Consider the following 17,108-nt stretch of genomic DNA (forward strand, 5'->3'; position numbering starts at 1 on the left):
TGCCCGCACGTATCGTCCCCATGCGACGCGCGACGCAGGCGGGCGCTGACCACGTGCGTCGATCACGGGCGCGACGGCATTGGCCCGGACCACGTCTCCCTCCCGGTGGTTGGCCGATCCGGTTCGCCGACATCGGGAATCCCGCACCCGATCGGCCACCCGGCGGAACCGAGCACGACGCCAGACCCACCATTAGGCAACAGGTGTAGTCTTTCTTCCGATGCAGATGCATCGATTGGACTCGCTGCCCGCGCCGGATGCGGACCCCGTGCCCTTCACCGTCGAAGACCTCAGGAGGCCTCATGTCCACCAACCGTTTCACCGACCGCGTCGTCCTCATCACCGGCGGCGGCTCCGGCCTCGGCCGCGCCACCGCCGTCCGGCTCGCGTCCGAGGGGGCCGCGCTCTCCCTCGTCGACGTCTCCGCCGAGGGTCTCGAGGCCACGAAGGCCGCCGTCCTCGAGGTCGCCCCCGACGCCGACGTCCTCACCACCGTCGCCGACGTCTCCGACGAGTCGCAGGTCGACGCGTACGTCCTCGACACGACCGAGCACTTCGGCCGCATCGACGGCTTCTTCAACAACGCCGGGATCGAAGGCAAGCAGAACCCGACTGAGTCCTTCACCGCGGCGGAGTTCGATCGGGTCGTGTCGATCAACCTCCGCGGCGTGTTCCTCGGGCTCGAGAAGGTCCTCGGGGTCATGCGCGAGCAGGGCTCCGGCATGGTCGTCAACACCGCGAGCGTCGGTGGCATCCGCGGCATCGGCAACCAGTCCGGCTACGCAGCGGCGAAGCACGGCGTCGTCGGACTCACCCGCAACTCGGCCGTCGAGTACGGCAAGTACGGCATCCGCATCAACGCCATCGCTCCCGGCGCGATCTGGACGCCGATGGTCGAGAACTCGATGAAGCAGCTCAACCCGTCGGACCCGCGCGCAGCCGCCGAGGAGTTCATCCAGGTCAACCCCACCAAGCGCTACGGCGAAGCGCCCGAGATCGCCGCGGTCATCGCGTTCCTGCTCTCCGACGACGCCTCGTACGTCAACGCCACCGTCGTGCCGATCGACGGCGGGCAGTCGGCCAAGTACTGATCAGCGCGCGCGTCAGGCTCCGGCCTGGAGGCGCGACCCGGGTCCGTCGTGCCCGCCGACCGTGACAGCATGGTCGGCGGACACCCTGGAGGGGAACGCATGAGCACCGACGGACAGCACGGGTCGGCCTTCGGCCGCGGCGTCGACAAGGCACCGCCCACCGCAGCCACCGAACTCCGCCGGCGGATGGCAGCCTCACCCGCGGGGTTCCTGCGAAGCGCAGCCTGGGTCCCGTGGAAGCCGGAGGGCACGCCGGACGGCGGCAGTGTGGCGCACGTGATGATCCGCGAGAAGCCGTTCGTCCCCGTGTTCACCGACCCCGCCGACCTCGCTGCCGGGCTACCCGACACCGAGGGGCGCCCGGTGCCGATGCACGAGCTCGTGACCGCGCTGCCGGAGGAGTTCGGCATCGTCGTCGACCCGACGAGTACGGCGGACGCCAACTTCCTGCACGCCGACGTCCTCGCCGAGATGCGAGCGCAGCTGCGCGGCGGCGTGGCGACCGACGAATCCGACGAGGGCTGACTTCAGCCTCGACGGTCCGGACGTCTCACGTCGCGATCTCGGTGACGACCGCCGACGTGATGATGACGACCATCAGGAGCGCGATCAGCGTCACGCAGGCAGCGACCCATCCGTGCGGACCGTCCCGCCTCGCGCGACCGGCAGCGATCGCACCGCCGATGAGGACCGCGAGCAACACGATGCCCTCGATCAGGCTGGGCACCCACTCGACCGCGGTGTTGCACGCGCGCGTCGACGTCGGTCGGCCGCAGCCGTACTGCGAGACAGCCGCGATGAGCCACTGCACCAGGAAGGCGGCACCCGCGGCGAGGGCCATGAGCACGAACAGCACGACCGTGACCACGAGATCGATGCTCATCGTTCGCGCGTTCCGCGGGGATGCTGTGGTCGCCGCTTCCTCTGACATCGTCGTCCCCCTGATCCTCGACGTCCGGTCGGGAGCCTACCGACCGTCCGGACCGGGCTCGACGAGCTCGATGAAGCGCGACAGCAGGGAGAGCCCGGCGATCGAGGGAGGCAACCCCGTGGTGAGGGCCGGCGAGTACACGAGGTACGCCGCCCACTTGGCCCGGGACAGCGCCACGTTGAGCCGGTTCGGCATGAGCAAGAAGTCGAGGCCGCGCGGGATGTCGGCCGCACTGGACGCCGCGAGCGACACGATCGACACCACGGCCTCGCGCCCCTGGAACATGTCGACCGTCCCGACCTGGGTGCCGGTCAGGCCGGCGCGGTCGAGCTCCTGGCGGATGAGCGCTCCCTGCGCGTTGTACGGCGCGACGACGATGACGTCCTCGTCCGTCAGCGCCCGCGTGCCGGAGTCGTCCGTCCACGACCGGCCGATCACGTCGCGGGCGAGGGCGACGACTCGCGCGGCTTCCTCAGCCGACGACGTCGTGTTCCCCGCGTGGAGGACCGGTACGGGGTGCACGCCCGCGTCGATCCCGTCGAGGTGCCGGCCGGACGCCATCGACGACAGCTGCCCGTCGTACGAGAGCGACGACACCGAGGCGGTGAGCGCCGGCTCCATCCGACGCGTCCGCGCCAGGAAGTAGCCGAACTCGGGCGGCAGGACGTGCTCGCCGTCCGTCAGCCAGCCCAGCGCGGAGACGTCGACCGGCTCCGGGTGCGAGCCCTGCGACACCTGGGGCAGCTGCTGCGGATCGCCGAGCAGGAGCAGTCGGGTGGCGGCGATCGAGGAGGCGATCGTCGGGGCCAGCGAGAACTGCCCGGCCTCGTCGACCACGAGCAGGTCGAGGGAGCGCCGCGGGATCGTGCCCTCGTTCGCGAACGTCCACGCCGTCCCGCCGACGACGCCCCCGGAGCCGGTCTCGGCGCAGGACGAAAGGAAGGCAGCGACCGCGGCGTTGTTCTTGACCGGCGTCCACAGCGCAGCCTGAAGGTCGTCCTCGGTCGCGCCCGACTTCGGTACCTTCACGACCCGGTCGGCCGGCACCCCGGCAGCGACGACCGCAGCGAGGAAGTTCTCCGACGTGGCGTGCGACTGCCCGACGACGCCGACGCGCCAGCCGTACTCGCGGACGAGCCGCGCGACGACGTTCGACCCGACGTAGGTCTTGCCCGTGCCGGGAGGCCCCTGGATCGCGAGGTACGACCGGTCGAGCCCGAGCAGCGTCGCGACCACGGCCGACACCGTGTCGTCGCCCTGTACGGGAGCGATCGGCCCGCGCGGCGGCACCCGCCGGAGCAGGTCGAACGCGGGATCGGGCAGCATCTCCGGCAGTGCGTCGAGGACCTCCTGGCCCCACTCGGCGATCGCCTCGGGCTGCGGCTTCGCGCGCGGCGGCGCTGCCGGGGCCAGCGCGACCGGGAAGTCGAGGTGCGGCTCGCCGCCACCGACCGGCAGGCTCTCCTTGACCAGGACCTCGAACGCGTCGCCGTTGTCGGCCGCGTCCAGCACGACCGCTCGAGCCGACGCGCCCTTCGACCCCGGGGCCGGGGCGGTGATCGACGACGGGAGTGGGTCGTCGTAGACGAGGTGGGGCGTGCCTCCAGGCCGGATCCGCGAGCCTGGCGCGAGCGTCCCCGACAACCGGATCTCTCGTGACTGCGACCGGGCGCGCGGCAGCGTGCCCCAGTCGCGCTCGACCGACGCACGCTCGACCACGAGCACGTCGCGGGTGTCCGCCCAGTCGTCCACCGGGTTCCGGAGGCGGTCGAAGTGGTCCTGCCAGAAGGTCTTGGCCTCGCGGCGGTGGTAGTCGATCGCGGCTGCGGCGAGCGCGAGCGCCTGCTGGTCCGGCGTGCGGTCGAGGGCGTCGACACCCTCGAGCGACGCGGCGAGGGCCGTGTACACCGGGTTCGGCTCACGGTCGACGGGGATCGGGGGCAGCAACTCGACAGGTTCGACGGCGGTCGGTGCCGGGGCCTGCGCGCGCAGCGACAGCAGCCAGTCGCGGAGGCGCAGCGTCGAGCGGCAGTCGTAGGCGTTGTAGTCGGCGACCTCGTCGAGCATGTGCTGGCCGGCTGCGGCATCACCGTTCCGGAGTTCCTCGATCGCGTCGACGTAGGCGGTGATGCTGTCGGCGGCGTTCGTGACGTCGCTCATCCGCAGGTCGGCGCCCATGTAGAGCGGCTCGAGCTTCTTGATCGAGTAGCTGTGGCTGCCGACGACGAGGGCCTTGCGGACGATCGGGTAGAGGTCGACGAGGACGCCCGCGCGCAGGAGGTCGTCGACGGCGTCCTCCCCCACCCCGTGCCGGGCGGCGAGGGACAGCAGGTGTGTCCGCTCGTACGCCGCGTAGTGGTAGATGTGCATGTCCGGGTACTGCTCGCGGCGCACCCGAACGAACTCGAGGAAGTCGACCAGCGCCTGTCGTTCGTCGCGGAGCGTGTGTGCCCAGAACGCCGTGAACCGGGCATCGGGGTCCACGAGCCCGAAGAGGTAGTCGATCCCCCAGTGCACGCCGTCCTCGGTGTACAGCGGGTCGCCCTCGAAGTCGAAGAACACGTCTCCCGCGTCGGGCGTCGGGATCGCGTCGAGGGCGCGCGGGTCCGCCACCTCGAAGACGGGGGCGCGGCTCCCGCTGGTCTCGGACCCCGCCGCTTCGGACTCGACCTGGAGGCGCGCCTGACGCACCAGGCGATCCTGCGTCGATCGCGACATCGCTGGCACGGCCGCGGTGCGCTCCGCCAGGTCGTCGATCGTCCGCACTCCGGCGCGGATGAGCTTCGTCCGCTGGTCGAGGCGCATGCCCGCGACGAGCACGAGGTCGCGGTGGTCCGCGACCTGCGTCGTGCAGATCGGGCAGCGGCCGCAGCTGCTGTAGCGCGGGTCACCCCAGAGGAGCTCGTCGTCCGCTGCCATCCGTTCGGCGATCACACGCTGCAGTTCCGCCCGCTGGGTCCGGTACACGGGCGCGATGTCGGCGAGGTTGTGCGTGGTGGTCGTGCGGTCGCCGAGGACGAGGTGGACCTGCTGCCCGGTCGGGATGCCGTGTGTCTGCATCTGCTCGGCGTAGGCGGCGAGCTGCAGGAGCGCGCTGATCTTGGCGTGGCGGGCGAGCTTGGTGTCGTAGACCTCGTACTCGCCGCGGTCGTTGCGGATGATGAAGTCCGCGAAACCGATGAAGCCCGGGGCATCGGGCGCCGCGGGACGGTGGAACGTCGGCTGGTACAGGACGTCCGCGCCGGTGCGAAGCGTGTCGAGCGCTGCCTGCGCGGCGTCCGCGTAACCGGCGGGTGCCGGCCGGTCGAACTCGACGACCTCGTGCGTCTCCTTGAGGATCTTGAGGTAGTCCAGCTCGTGCTGGTCACCGAGCCGGGCGGTCCGTTCGAGCATGTCGTCGTGGACCTCGGTCAGGGGCTCCCCGCGGCCGAGCTTGGCGTCGAGGCGTCGGAGGAACGCCCACTCGCACGCTGCCCACGTCGACAGGTCGCTCGGGCTGAGCAGGACGCTGCCGTCGGCGGTGATCTGCATGCGGGTCCCCCGTCTCATTGGTGCCCTGTGAGCCTAGGGGCGGCTGGTGACACCGCGTGCGTCGACGGCCAACGCCGACTCACCGGACCTCTGCCGATTCCCAGAGCCGTCGGAGCCCTCGCCGCACCTGACGGCCTACGGGCACCAGCAGCATCCCCACCAGCGCGATGACCGTTGCGGCACGGGAGAACGGAACGAGCTGCCAGGGGCTGGGCGTCCACGTCGCGAGGAGCCAGCACAGTGCGCCCAGCACGACCGCGATGGCGAGACCGCGGATGACTGCGTGAGAACGACGGGCGATGTGCTCGCCGACGAACACGGCGGCCACCGGAGCGGACAGGTGCGCCGCGGTGACGACCCAGTAGGGCACGGCAGGCTCGAGGGGAACCGCGACGCGACCGAGCATCGTCAGCAGGAGCACCGCGCAGACCCAGGCCGTCGGGCGTTCAGGCCGCCACACGACGACGGCCGCGACGAGCAACAGAGCGCACGCGACAGTCCCGATGATCGCGGGGCTCGCGCCAAGGTACGGACTCGCGAGCGCGAACCGCCAGATGTCGTCGACGATCAAGAGCAACACGCCGAGGCCACCGAGCACGGTCACGACGCGCACCATCTGCGAGGTACTCATCGCTGCTCCTTGTTCCCTGCGGCACGACACGCTCGTTTCCACGCTTCGCCGTGCGACGAGAGCAGCGCTGGCCAACGCTCCTCGTCCCGCGTCGCACGCAGGCGATCGAGTTCAGTCCGTGTGATCGACGACTCGACCACGTCCGCGACACCGCTGAACGCAGCGTCGTAGAACGCTCGGTCAGCGTCGGCGGTCGACTCGCGGCGGATCAGACGCACTGCTTCGTCGTAGGAGTACTGAGCACAATTGGTCAGGAACTCCTGCTCTGCGGACAGGCCGGTCCCGCCCGTCGCTGTCCGAGTGGACCCTTTCACGACAGCCCCCGTGGCCGCCGCGATTATGCAACTACACCGCGTACTGAGGTGTCAAATCCTGGTGTATCAGTTCAGGATCGTCCGTCCTCCACCTGCTCGAACCGCGGCCCCTCGTACCCGTACCGTGACACCCACGCCGTGAAGTCCGCGAGCGACCGGACCCAGTGCCCGCGCTCCCCGTACAGCGCCTGGTACACGACGACCGGCTCCTCGGTCTCGACGTCCTTCGCCACGAGGACCACCTCGTACTCCCCACCCTTGAAGTGCCGGTAGCGCCCAGGCGCCACCGAAACAGACACTGACGCGACCGCCGGCAGCAGCGACTCGAGCAACCCCGCCACCCGCCGCTTGATGTCGTCCCGGATCGGCCGCACCTCGTCGATGCCCTTACCGGCCGGGTCGGTCAGCTCCCAGTCCTCGTACCGCTTCCCCGGGAACACCGGGCACGCGTCCCCGCACCCCATCGTGATCACTGCGTCCGAGGCCTGCACGTCGGACGTCAGCAGCAACTGCGGCACCGCCCCGGTGATGTCGATCCCCTCCTCCGCCATCGCTTGGACGGCCACCGGGTTGATCGCAGACCCCGGCTCACTCCCGCCCGACAGCACGCGGACCCGGTCTCCGCCGAGCGCCCGCGCGTACCCGGCGGCCATCTGGGAGCGCCCGGCGTTGTGGACGCAGACGAACAGGATCGTGGGAACGTCGCTCATGACGACCAGCCTGCACCACGTCACGCGGCGTCACGACCGTGCACGCGGAACAACGGCCGCCGTACGGTCCCACCATGACCGTCGTCACGGCCGTCGCCGTCCTCGTGGGTGTGCTCGCCGTCGCCACCGTGCTCGGCCTGGTCCTCCGCAGCCGCACCGGCCGCGCCCGCACAGTCAGCAGCGCGGCAGCACCGAGCGCCGCGCGCCCCGAGCCGAGCGCAGTGAGCCCCAGCACCACCGCCCACGGCATCGCTCCCGCCGAGGCCTTCGGCACCCGTGCCACCCTCGTCCAGTTCTCGACGCCGACCTGCGCCCGCTGCCCCGGCACCCGCCGCCAGCTCGACGCGATCGCCACCCAGCACGACGGGGTCGAACGCCTCGAGATCGACGTCGCCGAGCGGACCGAGGTCGCGACCCGCTACAACGTCGTGCAGACCCCGACGGTCCTGCTCGTCGACGCCGACGGTGCCGTCCGCACCCGCTTCGGCGGCCCACCACGTCCCGCGGAACTCTCCGCAGCCCTCGCGACCGTCCTCCAGGAGGCACCCGCATGAGCGACACCACCACCAGCATCGACCCGCGCTCCCCACGCTTCGGCGCCGCGATCACGACCGTCCTCCTCGCCGTGACGATCGTCCTCACGCTGATCCCCGCCACGTACGCCGCCGGCATCGTGCTGCTCACCGCGATCGTCGTGCTCTTCGCCATCGGCGGGATCGGCGGCATCCGACGCCACCCCTACGGCGCGCTCTTCCGCCGCTTCGTCCGCCCGCGCCTCGCCCGGCCCGCCGAACTCGAGGCCCCGGAGCCCCCGACCTTCGCCCAGCAGGTCGGCCTGTTCGTCACCGCCGTCGCGCTCTTGCTCGCCCTCGTCGGCGTCCCGTACGCCGCACCCGTCGGCGCCGCCGTCGCCCTCGTCGCCGCGTTCCTCAACGCCGTCTTCGACGTCTGCATCGGCTGCCTCCTCTACCTGTGGCTGGTTCGCGCGGGCGTCCTCCGTCCGCGACGCACCACCGCCTGACGGCCGGGAGGCACGGGCCGCCTCCGCAACGCACCCAGCGCTCGTGAGGCGATCCGGCCGGGAGGCACGGGCCGCCTCCGCAACGCACCCCGCGCTGGTGAGGCGATCCGGCCGGGAGGCACGGCCCACCTCCGCAAGGCAGCCCGCGCTGGTGAGGCGATCCGGCCTGGAGGCGCGCCCCACCTCCGCAACGCGCGCCGCCCTGGCGGGGCGATCCGTGCCTCCAGGCCGACCGCGCGAAAGCGCGAACGCATGCTTCCCTAGACTCGCGGCATGAGCTCTCCGGCGCGGACCGAACGTGGCCTCGACCGACTCGTTAACTTCTCCGACGCGACCGTCGCCATCGCCATCACGCTGCTCGTGTTGCCGCTGGTGGACCTCGCGGGCGAGCTGCGGGACGGTGAGTCGGTCAGCACGCTGCTCGGTGAGCACTGGCCCGCGATCGTCGCGTTCGTCGTGACGTTCTGGGTGATCGCGCGGTTCTGGACGTTGCACCACCAGGTGTTCGAGCACGTGCAGTCGTACAGCCCGAGGGTGCTGCGGCTCAACTTCGTCTGGCTCATCAGCATCGTGTTCCTGCCGTTCGCCGCGAACCTGCTCAACGCCGGCGCCGAGCGGGACCGGCTGACGTACGCGCTGTACATCGGGACGATGCTCGTGACGAGCCTGTCGCTCACCGCGATCGAGTTCGCGCTGCAGCACTCCCCCGAGCTGCTGTCCTCGCCGCTGCCCGACGTGCGGAAGGGCCTCATCGCCGCGGGGCTCCTCGCCGTAGCGCTCGTGCTCGCCGTGGTGTTCCCGACCGTGGGGATGCTGTGGGTGCTGTTGCTCCTGCTGCAAGGGACGGTGGCGCGGGTGCTGCGCGGGCGGTCCTCGTAGGGTGGAATGCATGGGGGACTACGAGGGCATCGCTCGGCGGGCGTGGCGGCGGACGGTCTGGATCGCGATCGGGGGCTTCGTCGTGGGGGCGATCGTGGGGCTGTTCCTGCCGAGCGACGACGATGCGCTGAGCCGCTTCCTGTCCACCGTCGGGTTCGCAGTGGCCGTCGGAGGGATGAGCGGAATCGGTGCGATCCTTCCAGCGACGATGAAGCTGGCGCCGACGATGCAATGGCCGATCCGAGAGCTCGATCGGACGAGCCGACGAATCGTCCGCCGCGCTGTCTTCGCTGGGAAGCCGATCGAACCGCGCGACTCCGAGATGGCCCATCGTGCGTACGACTGGGCTCGGGGCGTGGCCCTGTCGATGCCCCTCTCACTCGCTCAGTTCCTGCTGCTCTACGTCGGGCTCGCCGGACTGCAGCTCCCGAATCTCCTTCGTGACGACGGCTTCCTGTCAGCGTTTCCGAAGATCTTCATCGGCGTGCTCCTCGTGGTCGCGGTCATCGTGAGCGTCGCATTCGGACGGCAGATCCGCGGCGCCCGTCGGTACCTCGCCGCCGCAGCGGAGTAGTCCGTGCCGTTCACCGACGCCTCCACAGTCCTGCTCAAGAAACTCGCGACCTACCTCCCCGACGAAGACGACTCGGGCGCCGCCGACATCGTCCCCGGCTACGTCCGCGGGGCGATCCGCCGGTTCGAGATCGGCGGCCGGGTCACGCTCACACCCGAGGTCCTCTGGTTCGCAGCGCACCCGATCAACTACGCGCCCCGCACCCGCTTCGGGATCCCCGTCGAGGAGATCGCCCGGCTCGACGACGTCTCGAGCGGCCTCCGCCGGAAGGTCCGGGTCACCATGCAGAGCGGGTCGGCACCGACGTTCCTGATGTGGGGCATTCCCCACTTCATCGAGGCGGTCGAGCGGGCGCGCGCCGCGCTCTGACTCCTCGCGGAGGGTCGGCGGTCGCCGCTCGGCAGTCGGCCTGGAGGCGCGGATCGCCCCCGCCACGCCCGTCCGGTGGCGGAGAGTCCCCCCACAGAACCCTCCGACACCGGCCGCGACTCCGTCCGCCGCCCGGCGAGTGGTCAGGCTGCCGCTGCGCGGACGGTCAGCGCCTGCTCGCTCAGCGCGACAAGGTCGTCCGCGCGGAGGGCCGGCCAGCCGTGCAGGAGCTCCCGCCACTCGGCCGGGAGGGCGCTCGCCCCGTACAACGCACCCGCGAGGCCACCCGCGATCGCCGCCACCGTGTCGGTGTCGTTCCCGGTGCGGACGGCGCGGACGAGGGCGTCCTCGAAGCTCGTGCTGCGCTTGACCGCCGCGTAGGCAGCCTGGAACGCCGACACGACCCAGCCGTTCGAGTCCGTGAAGTCGACCGGCTCCGAGTGCTCCGCCGTCACGATGCGGTCGACCCAGGTGCGCCGCTTGTCGAGGTCGAGCAGGTCGAGGCCGGCCATGATGTCGAGCTCGCCTGTGAGGACTGCCTTCCGGATCGCCACGCACCAGAGCACGCACGCGTCACCCGCGTCCGACTCGTAGTGCGTGAGGTCGCTGATCGCCCGCGCGGCCTCGGCCAGTCGGACCTCCTCGTCGGCTGCGCCCGTCAGGTAGCCGAGCACCAACGGCGCCGTCCGCATGAGCGAGCCGTTGCCCGCCGACCGCCCCTTGTACTCGTGTTCCTGCCGGGCCGAAGCCCGCGCGCATTCGGCGGAGCGCGCCTCCAGGCCGGTGAGCACGTTGCGTGTCTGGATGCCGACGTCGGGGGCGGTGCGTGCCCAGTCGGCCCAGGCGGCCACCAGGCCGTCGAGTGCCGGCTCGCTGGCGGGGTCGCCGCCGCGGGCGAGCGTACGGAGGATCGGGACGGCCATGCTCGTGTCGTCGGTCCACTCCCCCGGCGCCCATCCGAACGAGCCGCCGCCGGCCATACGGATCGGGGTGGGTTCGGGGACGGCGGGGCGGAACTCGTAGCCGGCGCCGAGGGCGTCGCCGGCGGCGGAGCCGAGGACGGCGCCAATCGCGCGGTCGCGGGTGGTGGGGTTCATGGCCGCCTGCCTTCCGGTCGTAATTTGCGCGATTCCGCGCTAACTGGGTCTCACTGTTCCACGTCGTCACGGTTTGCGCAAGTGTGCGTAAACTAGGCGGCGTGACTTCGTCTGCGTACCGCGATCCTTCCGGCAAGCGCCTGGTCGACTACCCGCGGCCGTCCGTGGCTGTGGACACAGCGGTCCTGACCGTGCCTGTGGGGGAACCGCTGTCGGTTCTCCAGGTGCGCGATGCCGTGGACGGGGATTGGCGACTGCCGGGGACGTTCGTGCACGAGGGCGAGCGGCTCGCAGCGGCCGTGTTGCGGTCGCTGTCCGACAAGGCGGGGGTGACCGGGCTAGCGCCGTCGCAGTTGCACGTCTTCGACGATCCTTCGCGGGACAGTCGGGGGTGGGTGTTGTCGGTGGCGCACCTCGATGTGGTGCCGGCTTTCTCGCTGTTGTCGCCGAGGCTGGACGCTTCGCGGGCGCGGCTCGTACCGGTCGACGATGCGACCGGGATGGTGCACGGGCACGACGAGATCGTGGCGTTCGCGGTGGCCTCGTTGCGGGCGCTCTACGCTGCGGCGCCGGACCCGCGGGGGCTCGTGGCGGAGCCGTTCACGATGACCGAGCTACGGCGGGTGCACGAGGCGGTGGCGGGGCGGGCATTGCAGCCGGACTCGTTCCGGAGGGCGATGTTGCCGGGGCTCGTGGTGACGGAGGGGAAGCGGGCGGAGGGGCCGGGGAAGCCGGCGGGGACGTACCGGCGGATCGATCGACGGTAGCGGGCTCGTTCCTGCACAGTCAGGTCGTTCGGCCGCTTCACCACATCCCGACGGCACCGCTCGTCGGACGCGCCTCCGAACGGCGACACTGCTCGTGATGGAGCACTGGGATGCGGACGATGCTCGACGGCGGCACATGGCGCGCTTCGGCCGACGGGACACGGCGCCCGAACTCGCCCTGCGGCGCGAGCTCCACCGCCGCGGGCGACGCTTCTTCGTGGACCGGCAGGTCAGTAAGCAGTGTCGAGTGCGACCTGATCTTGTCTTCCCCCGCGCTCGGATCGCGGTGTTCGTCGACGGGTGCTTCTGGCACTACTGCGAGGAACACGCGCACCTGCCCAAAGCCAACGCTGATCTCTGGCGCCGGAAGCTGCTGGCGAATCGGCAGCGGGACGCCCAGAACGAGGCGATCCTCGTGTCCGAAGGGTGGCGAGTGCTGCGCTTCTGGGAGCACGGTGACCCGGGGTCTGCTGCGACGAAAGTCGAGCGGGAACTTGACCGGTGGGACGGGATCATCCGATCCGCGGCGTAGCGTGAAGGACCATGGACTTCGTGATCGAGGTCGTCGGGGGCGTACTCACCCGTGCCGACGGCGCTGTGTTGGCCTGCCGACGAGCCCCAGGTCAATCGGCAGGAGGCTTGTGGGAGTTCCCCGGCGGCAAGGTGGAACCGGGCGAACTTCCCGAGACAGCGCTCGCGCGTGAACTGTGGGAAGAGCTGGCGATCGACGTGACCGTCGGAGAGCGGATCGACCGGTCGCTCACGGCGGTCGAAGGGACCGGCATCGATCTCGCGACGTACCGGATCATCTGGTCGTCGGACGCGCCGATCTCCAGCTACGACCACGACGAGCTGCGCTGGCTTTCGCTGGCCGAGCTCGACACGGTCGAGTGGGCCGAGCCGGACGCGCCGACGGTACGTGCCCTGAAGCGCGCAATCTAAGCGCTGACGCTGACGAATTCGTGGTCATCAGTCGGCCACCACACCGTGATCCCGACGGAGATGCACAACGCCTCCATCGACCCGTCCGGCCTGGAAGGCAGGAGCACCGCGGGTGTCACCGTCAAGCCGCGACGCCGTGCGACCGCCGCGTAGTCGAGCGCCTGCCCGATCGCGGTCCGGACGTAGGCCCGTGCGGTCGACTTCTTCGCTTCGACGACGTGGCCGATCGTCGGCACGTACAGGTCGGGCACGATCGTGACCCCGTCCTCCGTGAGCCGCAGCACCTGGACGTCCTCACCCCGAGCACGGAGCCATTCGCCGAAGCGCGTCTGCAGCTCGAACTCGCGACGGGAGACGGACCGAACCGACTCACCTTCTTCGACTCGGCGGACCTGGTACTCGCGGAAGTCGAGGGGATGCCAGGGCGTCGTGGCCGGAGGCACGACGGTCGCGGAGCCTGTGCTCGACGAGGCACCCTTCTCGTCGACGAGGGAGGGCAAGAGCGAGGTGTCCGCGTCCACTGCCACGAGGTTGAAGACCAGTCCGTCTCGATCACGAGTCGTGCCTCTCTCGGGGAAGCGTTCCCAGGTGTACGGCTGCTGATCGAGCGCGAAGCTCCCGACGTAGGTGACGGTGCCCTGACCACGGAACACGCGGATGGCGCGGCCAATTTCTTCGGACTCGGCGAGCGCCTTGTTGTTGGCCGTCAACGTCTGGTCGCCTGTCTGCCCCTGGCCGCTGTACCGGAACACGCCGTCGCCGTTGAGGCCCTCGTGCAAGCTGTACCCGTGCTCGCCGCCACCAACGTTCGTGAAGACGAACATCTCATCTGTCTGCGTGGCTCGGGTTATTCCGCCTTGCCAGCTCCCGCCGAAGCGGTCGTGCAGCTCGCGCCGGGCGATGCTCGTGCCGATCGGGATGTCCCAGACCATTTCCATTCCCCTCGTTATGGGAACGCTAGGCGACGACCGTCGAACTGATCGAGCTCGGTACCGCCCCCAGAACGGGTGCTCCCTCTTCGGTTCCGCAGAGAGAATGGTTCAGTACCGGAAGCTTCGAGTCAGCTCCGGCGTGATCAACACTCGCCTCGGGAATCGCAATCGTGACGATCGTCGACACGTCCGCTGCGGCTGTTGTGCAAGGGCACCGCCGCCGTCGTGTACTCGGCGTCGACCAGCGCCCGAGGTCAGGCTCAGGGGCGAGACGGCGACAGCTTCCGACCGCTCGGGCCTTTAAGGTGAGAGATGGTGCAGCCGAACCGACGGGCTGTACAGGGGCGAGAGGGCGCAACACGTGTCGTTGATCGACGTCGATTCGACAACCACCGACCGAGCATGGCCGAACGTCGCCCCAGGCAGCGTGGTGCTCGTCCGCGACGCCGAGTGGCTCGTTCTCTCAACGGCACCGACCGGCTCCGGCCTCCTCGTCACAGCGCAGGGCCTGTCGGAGCTCGTGCGCGACACCACCGCGACGTTCTACAGCGACCTCGACGACATCGAACCGCTCGATCCCGCCCAGGCGAAGGTCGAAGCAGACGACTCGTCCGGCTACCGCCGCGCGAAGCTCTGGCTCGAAGCGACTCTCCGCAAGACTCCGGTGCCGCTGCACGAGGACGCCCTGACGGTGAGCACGCAGATGCTCGCCGACCCGCTCGACTACCAGCGCGCAGCGGTCCGCAAGGCACTCGACCGCGACAACCTCCGTCCCCGCATCCTGATCGCGGACGCCGTCGGTCTCGGCAAGACCATCGAGATCGGGATGATCCTCTCCGAGCTCGTCCGTCGTGGCCGCGGCGAGCGCATCCTCATCGTGACGCCGAAGCACGTGCTCGAGCAGATGCAGCAGGAGATGTGGACGAAGTTCGCGCTCCCGTTCGTCCGGCTCGACTCCCTCGGCATCCAGCGCGTGCGCCAGAAGCTCCCGGCCACCCGCAACCCCTTCAGCATGTACAAGCGAGCGATCATCTCGGTCGACACGCTGAAGCAGAGCCAGTACCGCAGCCACCTCGAGAAGCAGCGCTGGGACGCCGTCGTCATCGACGAAGCGCACAACGTCATGAACAACACGACGTTGAACGGCGAGCTCGCGTCGCGCCTGGCCCCGCAAACGGACGCGCTCATCCTCGCGTCCGCGACACCCCACAACGGCAAGAAGGACTCCTTCGCGCGGCTCGTCCGCCTGCTCGACCCGACCGCGGTCACCCCCGAAGGTGATCTGATCGAGGACGAGGTGAAGCGGCTCATCATCCGCCGGCACCGCCACAGTCCGGCCGTCGCGATGGAGGTAGGCGCCGACTGGGCGGAACGTCAGGAGCCGAACAACGTCCTGGTGCCGCCGTCCCCGGCAGAAGCAGCGATCGCCACGGAGCTCTCCACGGTTTGGCTGCACCCACAGGACGGACCGTCCCCGTACTCCGGCGAGAACGCATCGCTGTTCCCGTGGACCCTCGCGAAGGCGTTCCTGTCGTCGCCGAGCGCCCTCGACGAATCGGTACGCGAGCGTCTGAAGCGGCTCCGCAAGGGCGATGCCGACAGCGACGTCCGGCGAGAGATCGATGCGCTCGAGCGACTCGAACAGCTCACCGTCACCGCGCTGAACTCGGGCTCCGGGAAGTACGACGCCCTACTCCAGCACGCCAAGGACATCGGCGTCGGCCCGAAGTCGGAAGAACGCCTCGTGGTGTTCTCCGAGCGCGTCGCGACCCTCCACTGGCTCCGGCAGAAACTCGCGAAGGACCTCAAGCTGTCGGACAAGCAGATCCGCGTGATGCACGGCGGGCTGACCGATCAGGAGCAGCAGGAGCTCGTGGACAGCTTCAAGCAGTCCGCCTCCCCTATCCGCGTGTTGGTCACCGGCGACGTCGCGAGCGAGGGGGTGAACCTCCATTCCCAGTGCCACGAACTCGTGCACTTCGACATCCCGTGGAGCCTCATCCGCATCGAGCAGCGGAACGGCCGGATCGACCGGTACGGCCAGAGGCACGCGCCCCGGATCACGACCCTGCTGCTCGATGTCGACGACGACGAGTTCTCCGGCGACGTCCGCGTGCTCACGAAGCTCCTCGAACGCGAGACCGAGGCACACACCGCACTCGGCGACGTCGCGTCACTCATGGGTGAGTACAGCGCGGCCGCAGAGGAGTCAGCGATCCGCGACGTGCTCCTCGGCAAGCGCAGCTTCGACGACGCGGTCCCCACCGTCGAGGCAACGCTCGAGGAAGGCGACGACATCACCCGGCTGATGGCCGAGCTCGCGGCCGAACAAGCCGGCGAGAGCAACCAGGACACCGTGCTCGCAGCCGAGCACGAGTCGGCGCACCCGGGGCAGCACGACAAGGCGGACATCGGGACCGGCCTGTTCTCGGACCTCGTCTCATTCCTGGACACGGCGTTGGCCGAACGCTTCACCACCCCGACCGCCGACGTACGACATGGTGGCGTCGCGTGGTCGCGCACCAACGCGATCGCGCAGCTCGAACCGACCGCCGACCTCCGCCAGCGCCTCGAGGTCCTCCCACAGACGTACCTCCGCGACCGGCGCGTCACGGAACGACTGCTCCTGGCGACCACCCCGATTCAGGGCAAGGCAGAGGTCGTCAACGCGGTCAACGACAAGTCGAGCCCCTCGACCTGGCCGCACGCGCACTTCCTCGGCCCGCTGCACCCGGTGCTCGACTGGGCGGCGGACAGCGCACTCTCCCGACTCGGCCGCAACCGCGTGTACGCCGTCCGCGGCGCCGTCGACCACCCCGTCGTCGTAGTCCACGCCACCCTGACGAACCGCGCCGGCCAGGTCGTCGCCGGGTCGTTCCTCACCGTCGACTTCCCCGACGTCGCGGAGCACTCGTTCCACTTCACCCAGCCGCACGCCGACGCACGCTCCGCTCTGACGCACGTCGGATTCACCTCCGAAGTCAAGACCAATGCGGGAGCGGTCGACGCCGCACCGCTGCAGCGCCTCATCCCCGTGGCCGTCGAGGCCGCCCGCAACCAGGCGGTCCAGCAGATGGAGGCCACAGCAGACGACATCCGCCGTCGCGTGCACGAGTGGGCCGCACGGATCGACGACTGGCAGGGCGCCGCCGCGGAACAGGCCCAATTGCGCGGGCTCCGCGAGCACCGAGACCGCGTCGACGACGAATCGAAGCTCGTGGACCGCATGACACCGAACCAGCACTTCGTGCGCCCCCTGTTGGTCGTCGTCCCTGCGGACAGCCCTGCAGCCCCCGAACACCCTGGAAGCGAGCACTGA

At 70.0% G+C, this 17,108-nt stretch carries 17 protein-coding genes and 1 pseudogene; 11 read left to right on the forward strand and 7 right to left on the reverse strand.

Annotated elements, in window-relative coordinates; translation table 11 throughout:
- The first annotated feature begins 302 nt into the window (after positions 1-302).
- Together ACSW7Y_RS01530 and ACSW7Y_RS01535 are read left to right on the forward strand one after the other, a co-directional pair.
- Positions 303-1,091 carry an SDR family oxidoreductase gene (locus ACSW7Y_RS01530; protein ID WP_438124590.1) on the forward strand — a complete coding sequence of 263 codons (789 nt, stop codon included), beginning with the start codon at positions 303-305 and terminating at the stop codon, positions 1,089-1,091.
- Between the two features lie 99 nt (positions 1,092-1,190).
- On the forward strand, positions 1,191-1,616 hold the full coding sequence (locus tag ACSW7Y_RS01535) for an SseB family protein (protein ID WP_438124591.1): 426 nt from the start codon (positions 1,191-1,193) through the stop codon (positions 1,614-1,616).
- Positions 1,617-1,641: 25 nt separating this feature from the next.
- On the opposite strand, the gene ACSW7Y_RS01540 is transcribed toward ACSW7Y_RS01535, so the two are convergent.
- The 5 genes and pseudogenes from ACSW7Y_RS01540 to ACSW7Y_RS01560 form a co-directional block, all read right to left on the reverse strand.
- Entirely contained in the window at positions 1,642-1,974 is a 333-nt protein-coding gene (locus tag ACSW7Y_RS01540; protein WP_438124592.1) for a hypothetical protein, read from the reverse strand.
- An 84-nt stretch (positions 1,975-2,058) separates the two neighbouring features.
- Positions 2,059-5,553 carry a TM0106 family RecB-like putative nuclease gene (locus ACSW7Y_RS01545; RefSeq protein ID WP_438124593.1) on the reverse strand — a complete coding sequence of 1,165 codons (3,495 nt, stop codon included), beginning with the start codon at positions 5,551-5,553 and terminating at the stop codon, positions 2,059-2,061.
- A 79-nt stretch (positions 5,554-5,632) separates the two neighbouring features.
- Positions 5,633-6,184, reverse strand: coding sequence for a hypothetical protein (locus tag ACSW7Y_RS01550; RefSeq protein WP_438124594.1), 552 nt, complete (start codon positions 6,182-6,184; stop codon positions 5,633-5,635).
- Positions 6,185-6,569: 385 nt separating this feature from the next.
- Positions 6,570-6,797: a DUF1653 domain-containing protein gene (locus ACSW7Y_RS01555; RefSeq protein WP_438124631.1), complete on the reverse strand. Its 228-nt coding sequence runs from the start codon at positions 6,795-6,797 to the stop codon at positions 6,570-6,572.
- A 9-nt stretch (positions 6,798-6,806) separates the two neighbouring features.
- Positions 6,807-7,208 (reverse strand): annotated as a pseudogene (locus ACSW7Y_RS01560) (arsenate reductase ArsC); the annotation flags it as partial.
- A 74-nt stretch (positions 7,209-7,282) separates the two neighbouring features.
- Between ACSW7Y_RS01560 and ACSW7Y_RS01565 the strand changes: the two are divergent.
- The 5 genes from ACSW7Y_RS01565 (at position 7,283) to ACSW7Y_RS01585 (ending at position 10,051) form a co-directional block, all read left to right on the forward strand.
- On the forward strand, positions 7,283-7,762 hold the full coding sequence (locus ACSW7Y_RS01565) for a TlpA family protein disulfide reductase (protein ID WP_438124595.1): 480 nt from the start codon (positions 7,283-7,285) through the stop codon (positions 7,760-7,762).
- Positions 7,759-8,229 carry a DUF4395 domain-containing protein gene (locus ACSW7Y_RS01570; RefSeq protein ID WP_438124596.1) on the forward strand — a complete coding sequence of 157 codons (471 nt, stop codon included), beginning with the start codon at positions 7,759-7,761 and terminating at the stop codon, positions 8,227-8,229. The genes ACSW7Y_RS01565 and ACSW7Y_RS01570 overlap by 4 nt, the downstream gene beginning before the upstream one ends.
- A 273-nt stretch (positions 8,230-8,502) precedes the next feature.
- Positions 8,503-9,108 (forward strand): TMEM175 family protein, encoded by a 606-nt coding sequence (locus ACSW7Y_RS01575; protein ID WP_438124597.1) that lies wholly within the window; start codon positions 8,503-8,505, stop codon positions 9,106-9,108.
- 10 nt (positions 9,109-9,118) lie between these two features.
- Positions 9,119-9,682, forward strand: coding sequence for a hypothetical protein (locus ACSW7Y_RS01580; RefSeq protein WP_438124598.1), 564 nt, complete (start codon positions 9,119-9,121; stop codon positions 9,680-9,682).
- A gap of 3 nt (positions 9,683-9,685) precedes the next feature.
- Positions 9,686-10,051: a hypothetical protein gene (locus ACSW7Y_RS01585; protein WP_438124599.1), complete on the forward strand. Its 366-nt coding sequence runs from the start codon at positions 9,686-9,688 to the stop codon at positions 10,049-10,051.
- Between the two features lie 143 nt (positions 10,052-10,194).
- On the opposite strand, the gene ACSW7Y_RS01590 is transcribed toward ACSW7Y_RS01585, so the two are convergent.
- Positions 10,195-11,148, reverse strand: coding sequence for an ADP-ribosylglycohydrolase family protein (locus tag ACSW7Y_RS01590; protein WP_438124600.1), 954 nt, complete (start codon positions 11,146-11,148; stop codon positions 10,195-10,197).
- A 101-nt stretch (positions 11,149-11,249) separates the two neighbouring features.
- Here ACSW7Y_RS01590 and ACSW7Y_RS01595 point away from each other — a divergent pair, with 101 nt between their 5' ends.
- The 3 genes from ACSW7Y_RS01595 (at position 11,250) to ACSW7Y_RS01605 (ending at position 12,857) form a co-directional block, all read left to right on the forward strand.
- Positions 11,250-11,915: an NUDIX hydrolase gene (locus ACSW7Y_RS01595; protein ID WP_438124601.1), complete on the forward strand. Its 666-nt coding sequence runs from the start codon at positions 11,250-11,252 to the stop codon at positions 11,913-11,915.
- 97 nt (positions 11,916-12,012) lie between these two features.
- Positions 12,013-12,447, forward strand: a complete 435-nt coding sequence (locus tag ACSW7Y_RS01600; RefSeq protein WP_438124602.1) for a very short patch repair endonuclease — start codon at positions 12,013-12,015, stop codon at positions 12,445-12,447.
- Between the two features lie 11 nt (positions 12,448-12,458).
- Complete coding sequence (locus tag ACSW7Y_RS01605) at positions 12,459-12,857, forward strand: (deoxy)nucleoside triphosphate pyrophosphohydrolase (protein ID WP_438124603.1); 399 nt, start codon at positions 12,459-12,461, stop codon at positions 12,855-12,857.
- Here ACSW7Y_RS01605 and ACSW7Y_RS01610 read toward each other — a convergent pair.
- Positions 12,854-13,789, reverse strand: a complete 936-nt coding sequence (locus ACSW7Y_RS01610) for a hypothetical protein (protein WP_438124604.1) — start codon at positions 13,787-13,789, stop codon at positions 12,854-12,856. The two genes, ACSW7Y_RS01605 and ACSW7Y_RS01610, sit on opposite strands and share 4 nt — an antisense overlap.
- A gap of 361 nt (positions 13,790-14,150) precedes the next feature.
- Between ACSW7Y_RS01610 and ACSW7Y_RS01615 the strand changes: the two genes are divergently transcribed.
- Entirely contained in the window at positions 14,151-17,108 is a 2,958-nt protein-coding gene (locus ACSW7Y_RS01615; RefSeq protein WP_438124605.1) for an SNF2-related protein, read from the forward strand.

The organism is Curtobacterium flaccumfaciens (assembly GCF_051548005.1).
Classification (GTDB): Bacteria; Actinomycetota; Actinomycetes; order Actinomycetales; family Microbacteriaceae; genus Curtobacterium.

Coding starts and splice junctions, on each gene's coding strand:
- ACSW7Y_RS01530 (WP_438124590.1), top strand. CDS start 303: ATGTCCACCAACCGTTTCACCGACCGCGTCGTCCTCATCACCGGCGGC.
- ACSW7Y_RS01535 (WP_438124591.1), top strand. CDS start 1,191: ATGAGCACCGACGGACAGCACGGGTCGGCCTTCGGCCGCGGCGTCGAC.
- ACSW7Y_RS01540 (WP_438124592.1), bottom strand. CDS start 1,974: ATGAGCATCGATCTCGTGGTCACGGTCGTGCTGTTCGTGCTCATGGCC.
- ACSW7Y_RS01545 (WP_438124593.1), bottom strand. CDS start 5,553: ATGCAGATCACCGCCGACGGCAGCGTCCTGCTCAGCCCGAGCGACCTG.
- ACSW7Y_RS01550 (WP_438124594.1), bottom strand. CDS start 6,184: ATGAGTACCTCGCAGATGGTGCGCGTCGTGACCGTGCTCGGTGGCCTC.
- ACSW7Y_RS01565 (WP_438124595.1), top strand. CDS start 7,283: ATGACCGTCGTCACGGCCGTCGCCGTCCTCGTGGGTGTGCTCGCCGTC.
- ACSW7Y_RS01570 (WP_438124596.1), top strand. CDS start 7,759: ATGAGCGACACCACCACCAGCATCGACCCGCGCTCCCCACGCTTCGGC.
- ACSW7Y_RS01575 (WP_438124597.1), top strand. CDS start 8,503: ATGAGCTCTCCGGCGCGGACCGAACGTGGCCTCGACCGACTCGTTAAC.
- ACSW7Y_RS01580 (WP_438124598.1), top strand. CDS start 9,119: ATGGGGGACTACGAGGGCATCGCTCGGCGGGCGTGGCGGCGGACGGTC.
- ACSW7Y_RS01590 (WP_438124600.1), bottom strand. CDS start 11,148: ATGAACCCCACCACCCGCGACCGCGCGATTGGCGCCGTCCTCGGCTCC.
- ACSW7Y_RS01600 (WP_438124602.1), top strand. CDS start 12,013: ATGGAGCACTGGGATGCGGACGATGCTCGACGGCGGCACATGGCGCGC.
- ACSW7Y_RS01605 (WP_438124603.1), top strand. CDS start 12,459: ATGGACTTCGTGATCGAGGTCGTCGGGGGCGTACTCACCCGTGCCGAC.
- ACSW7Y_RS01610 (WP_438124604.1), bottom strand. CDS start 13,789: ATGGTCTGGGACATCCCGATCGGCACGAGCATCGCCCGGCGCGAGCTG.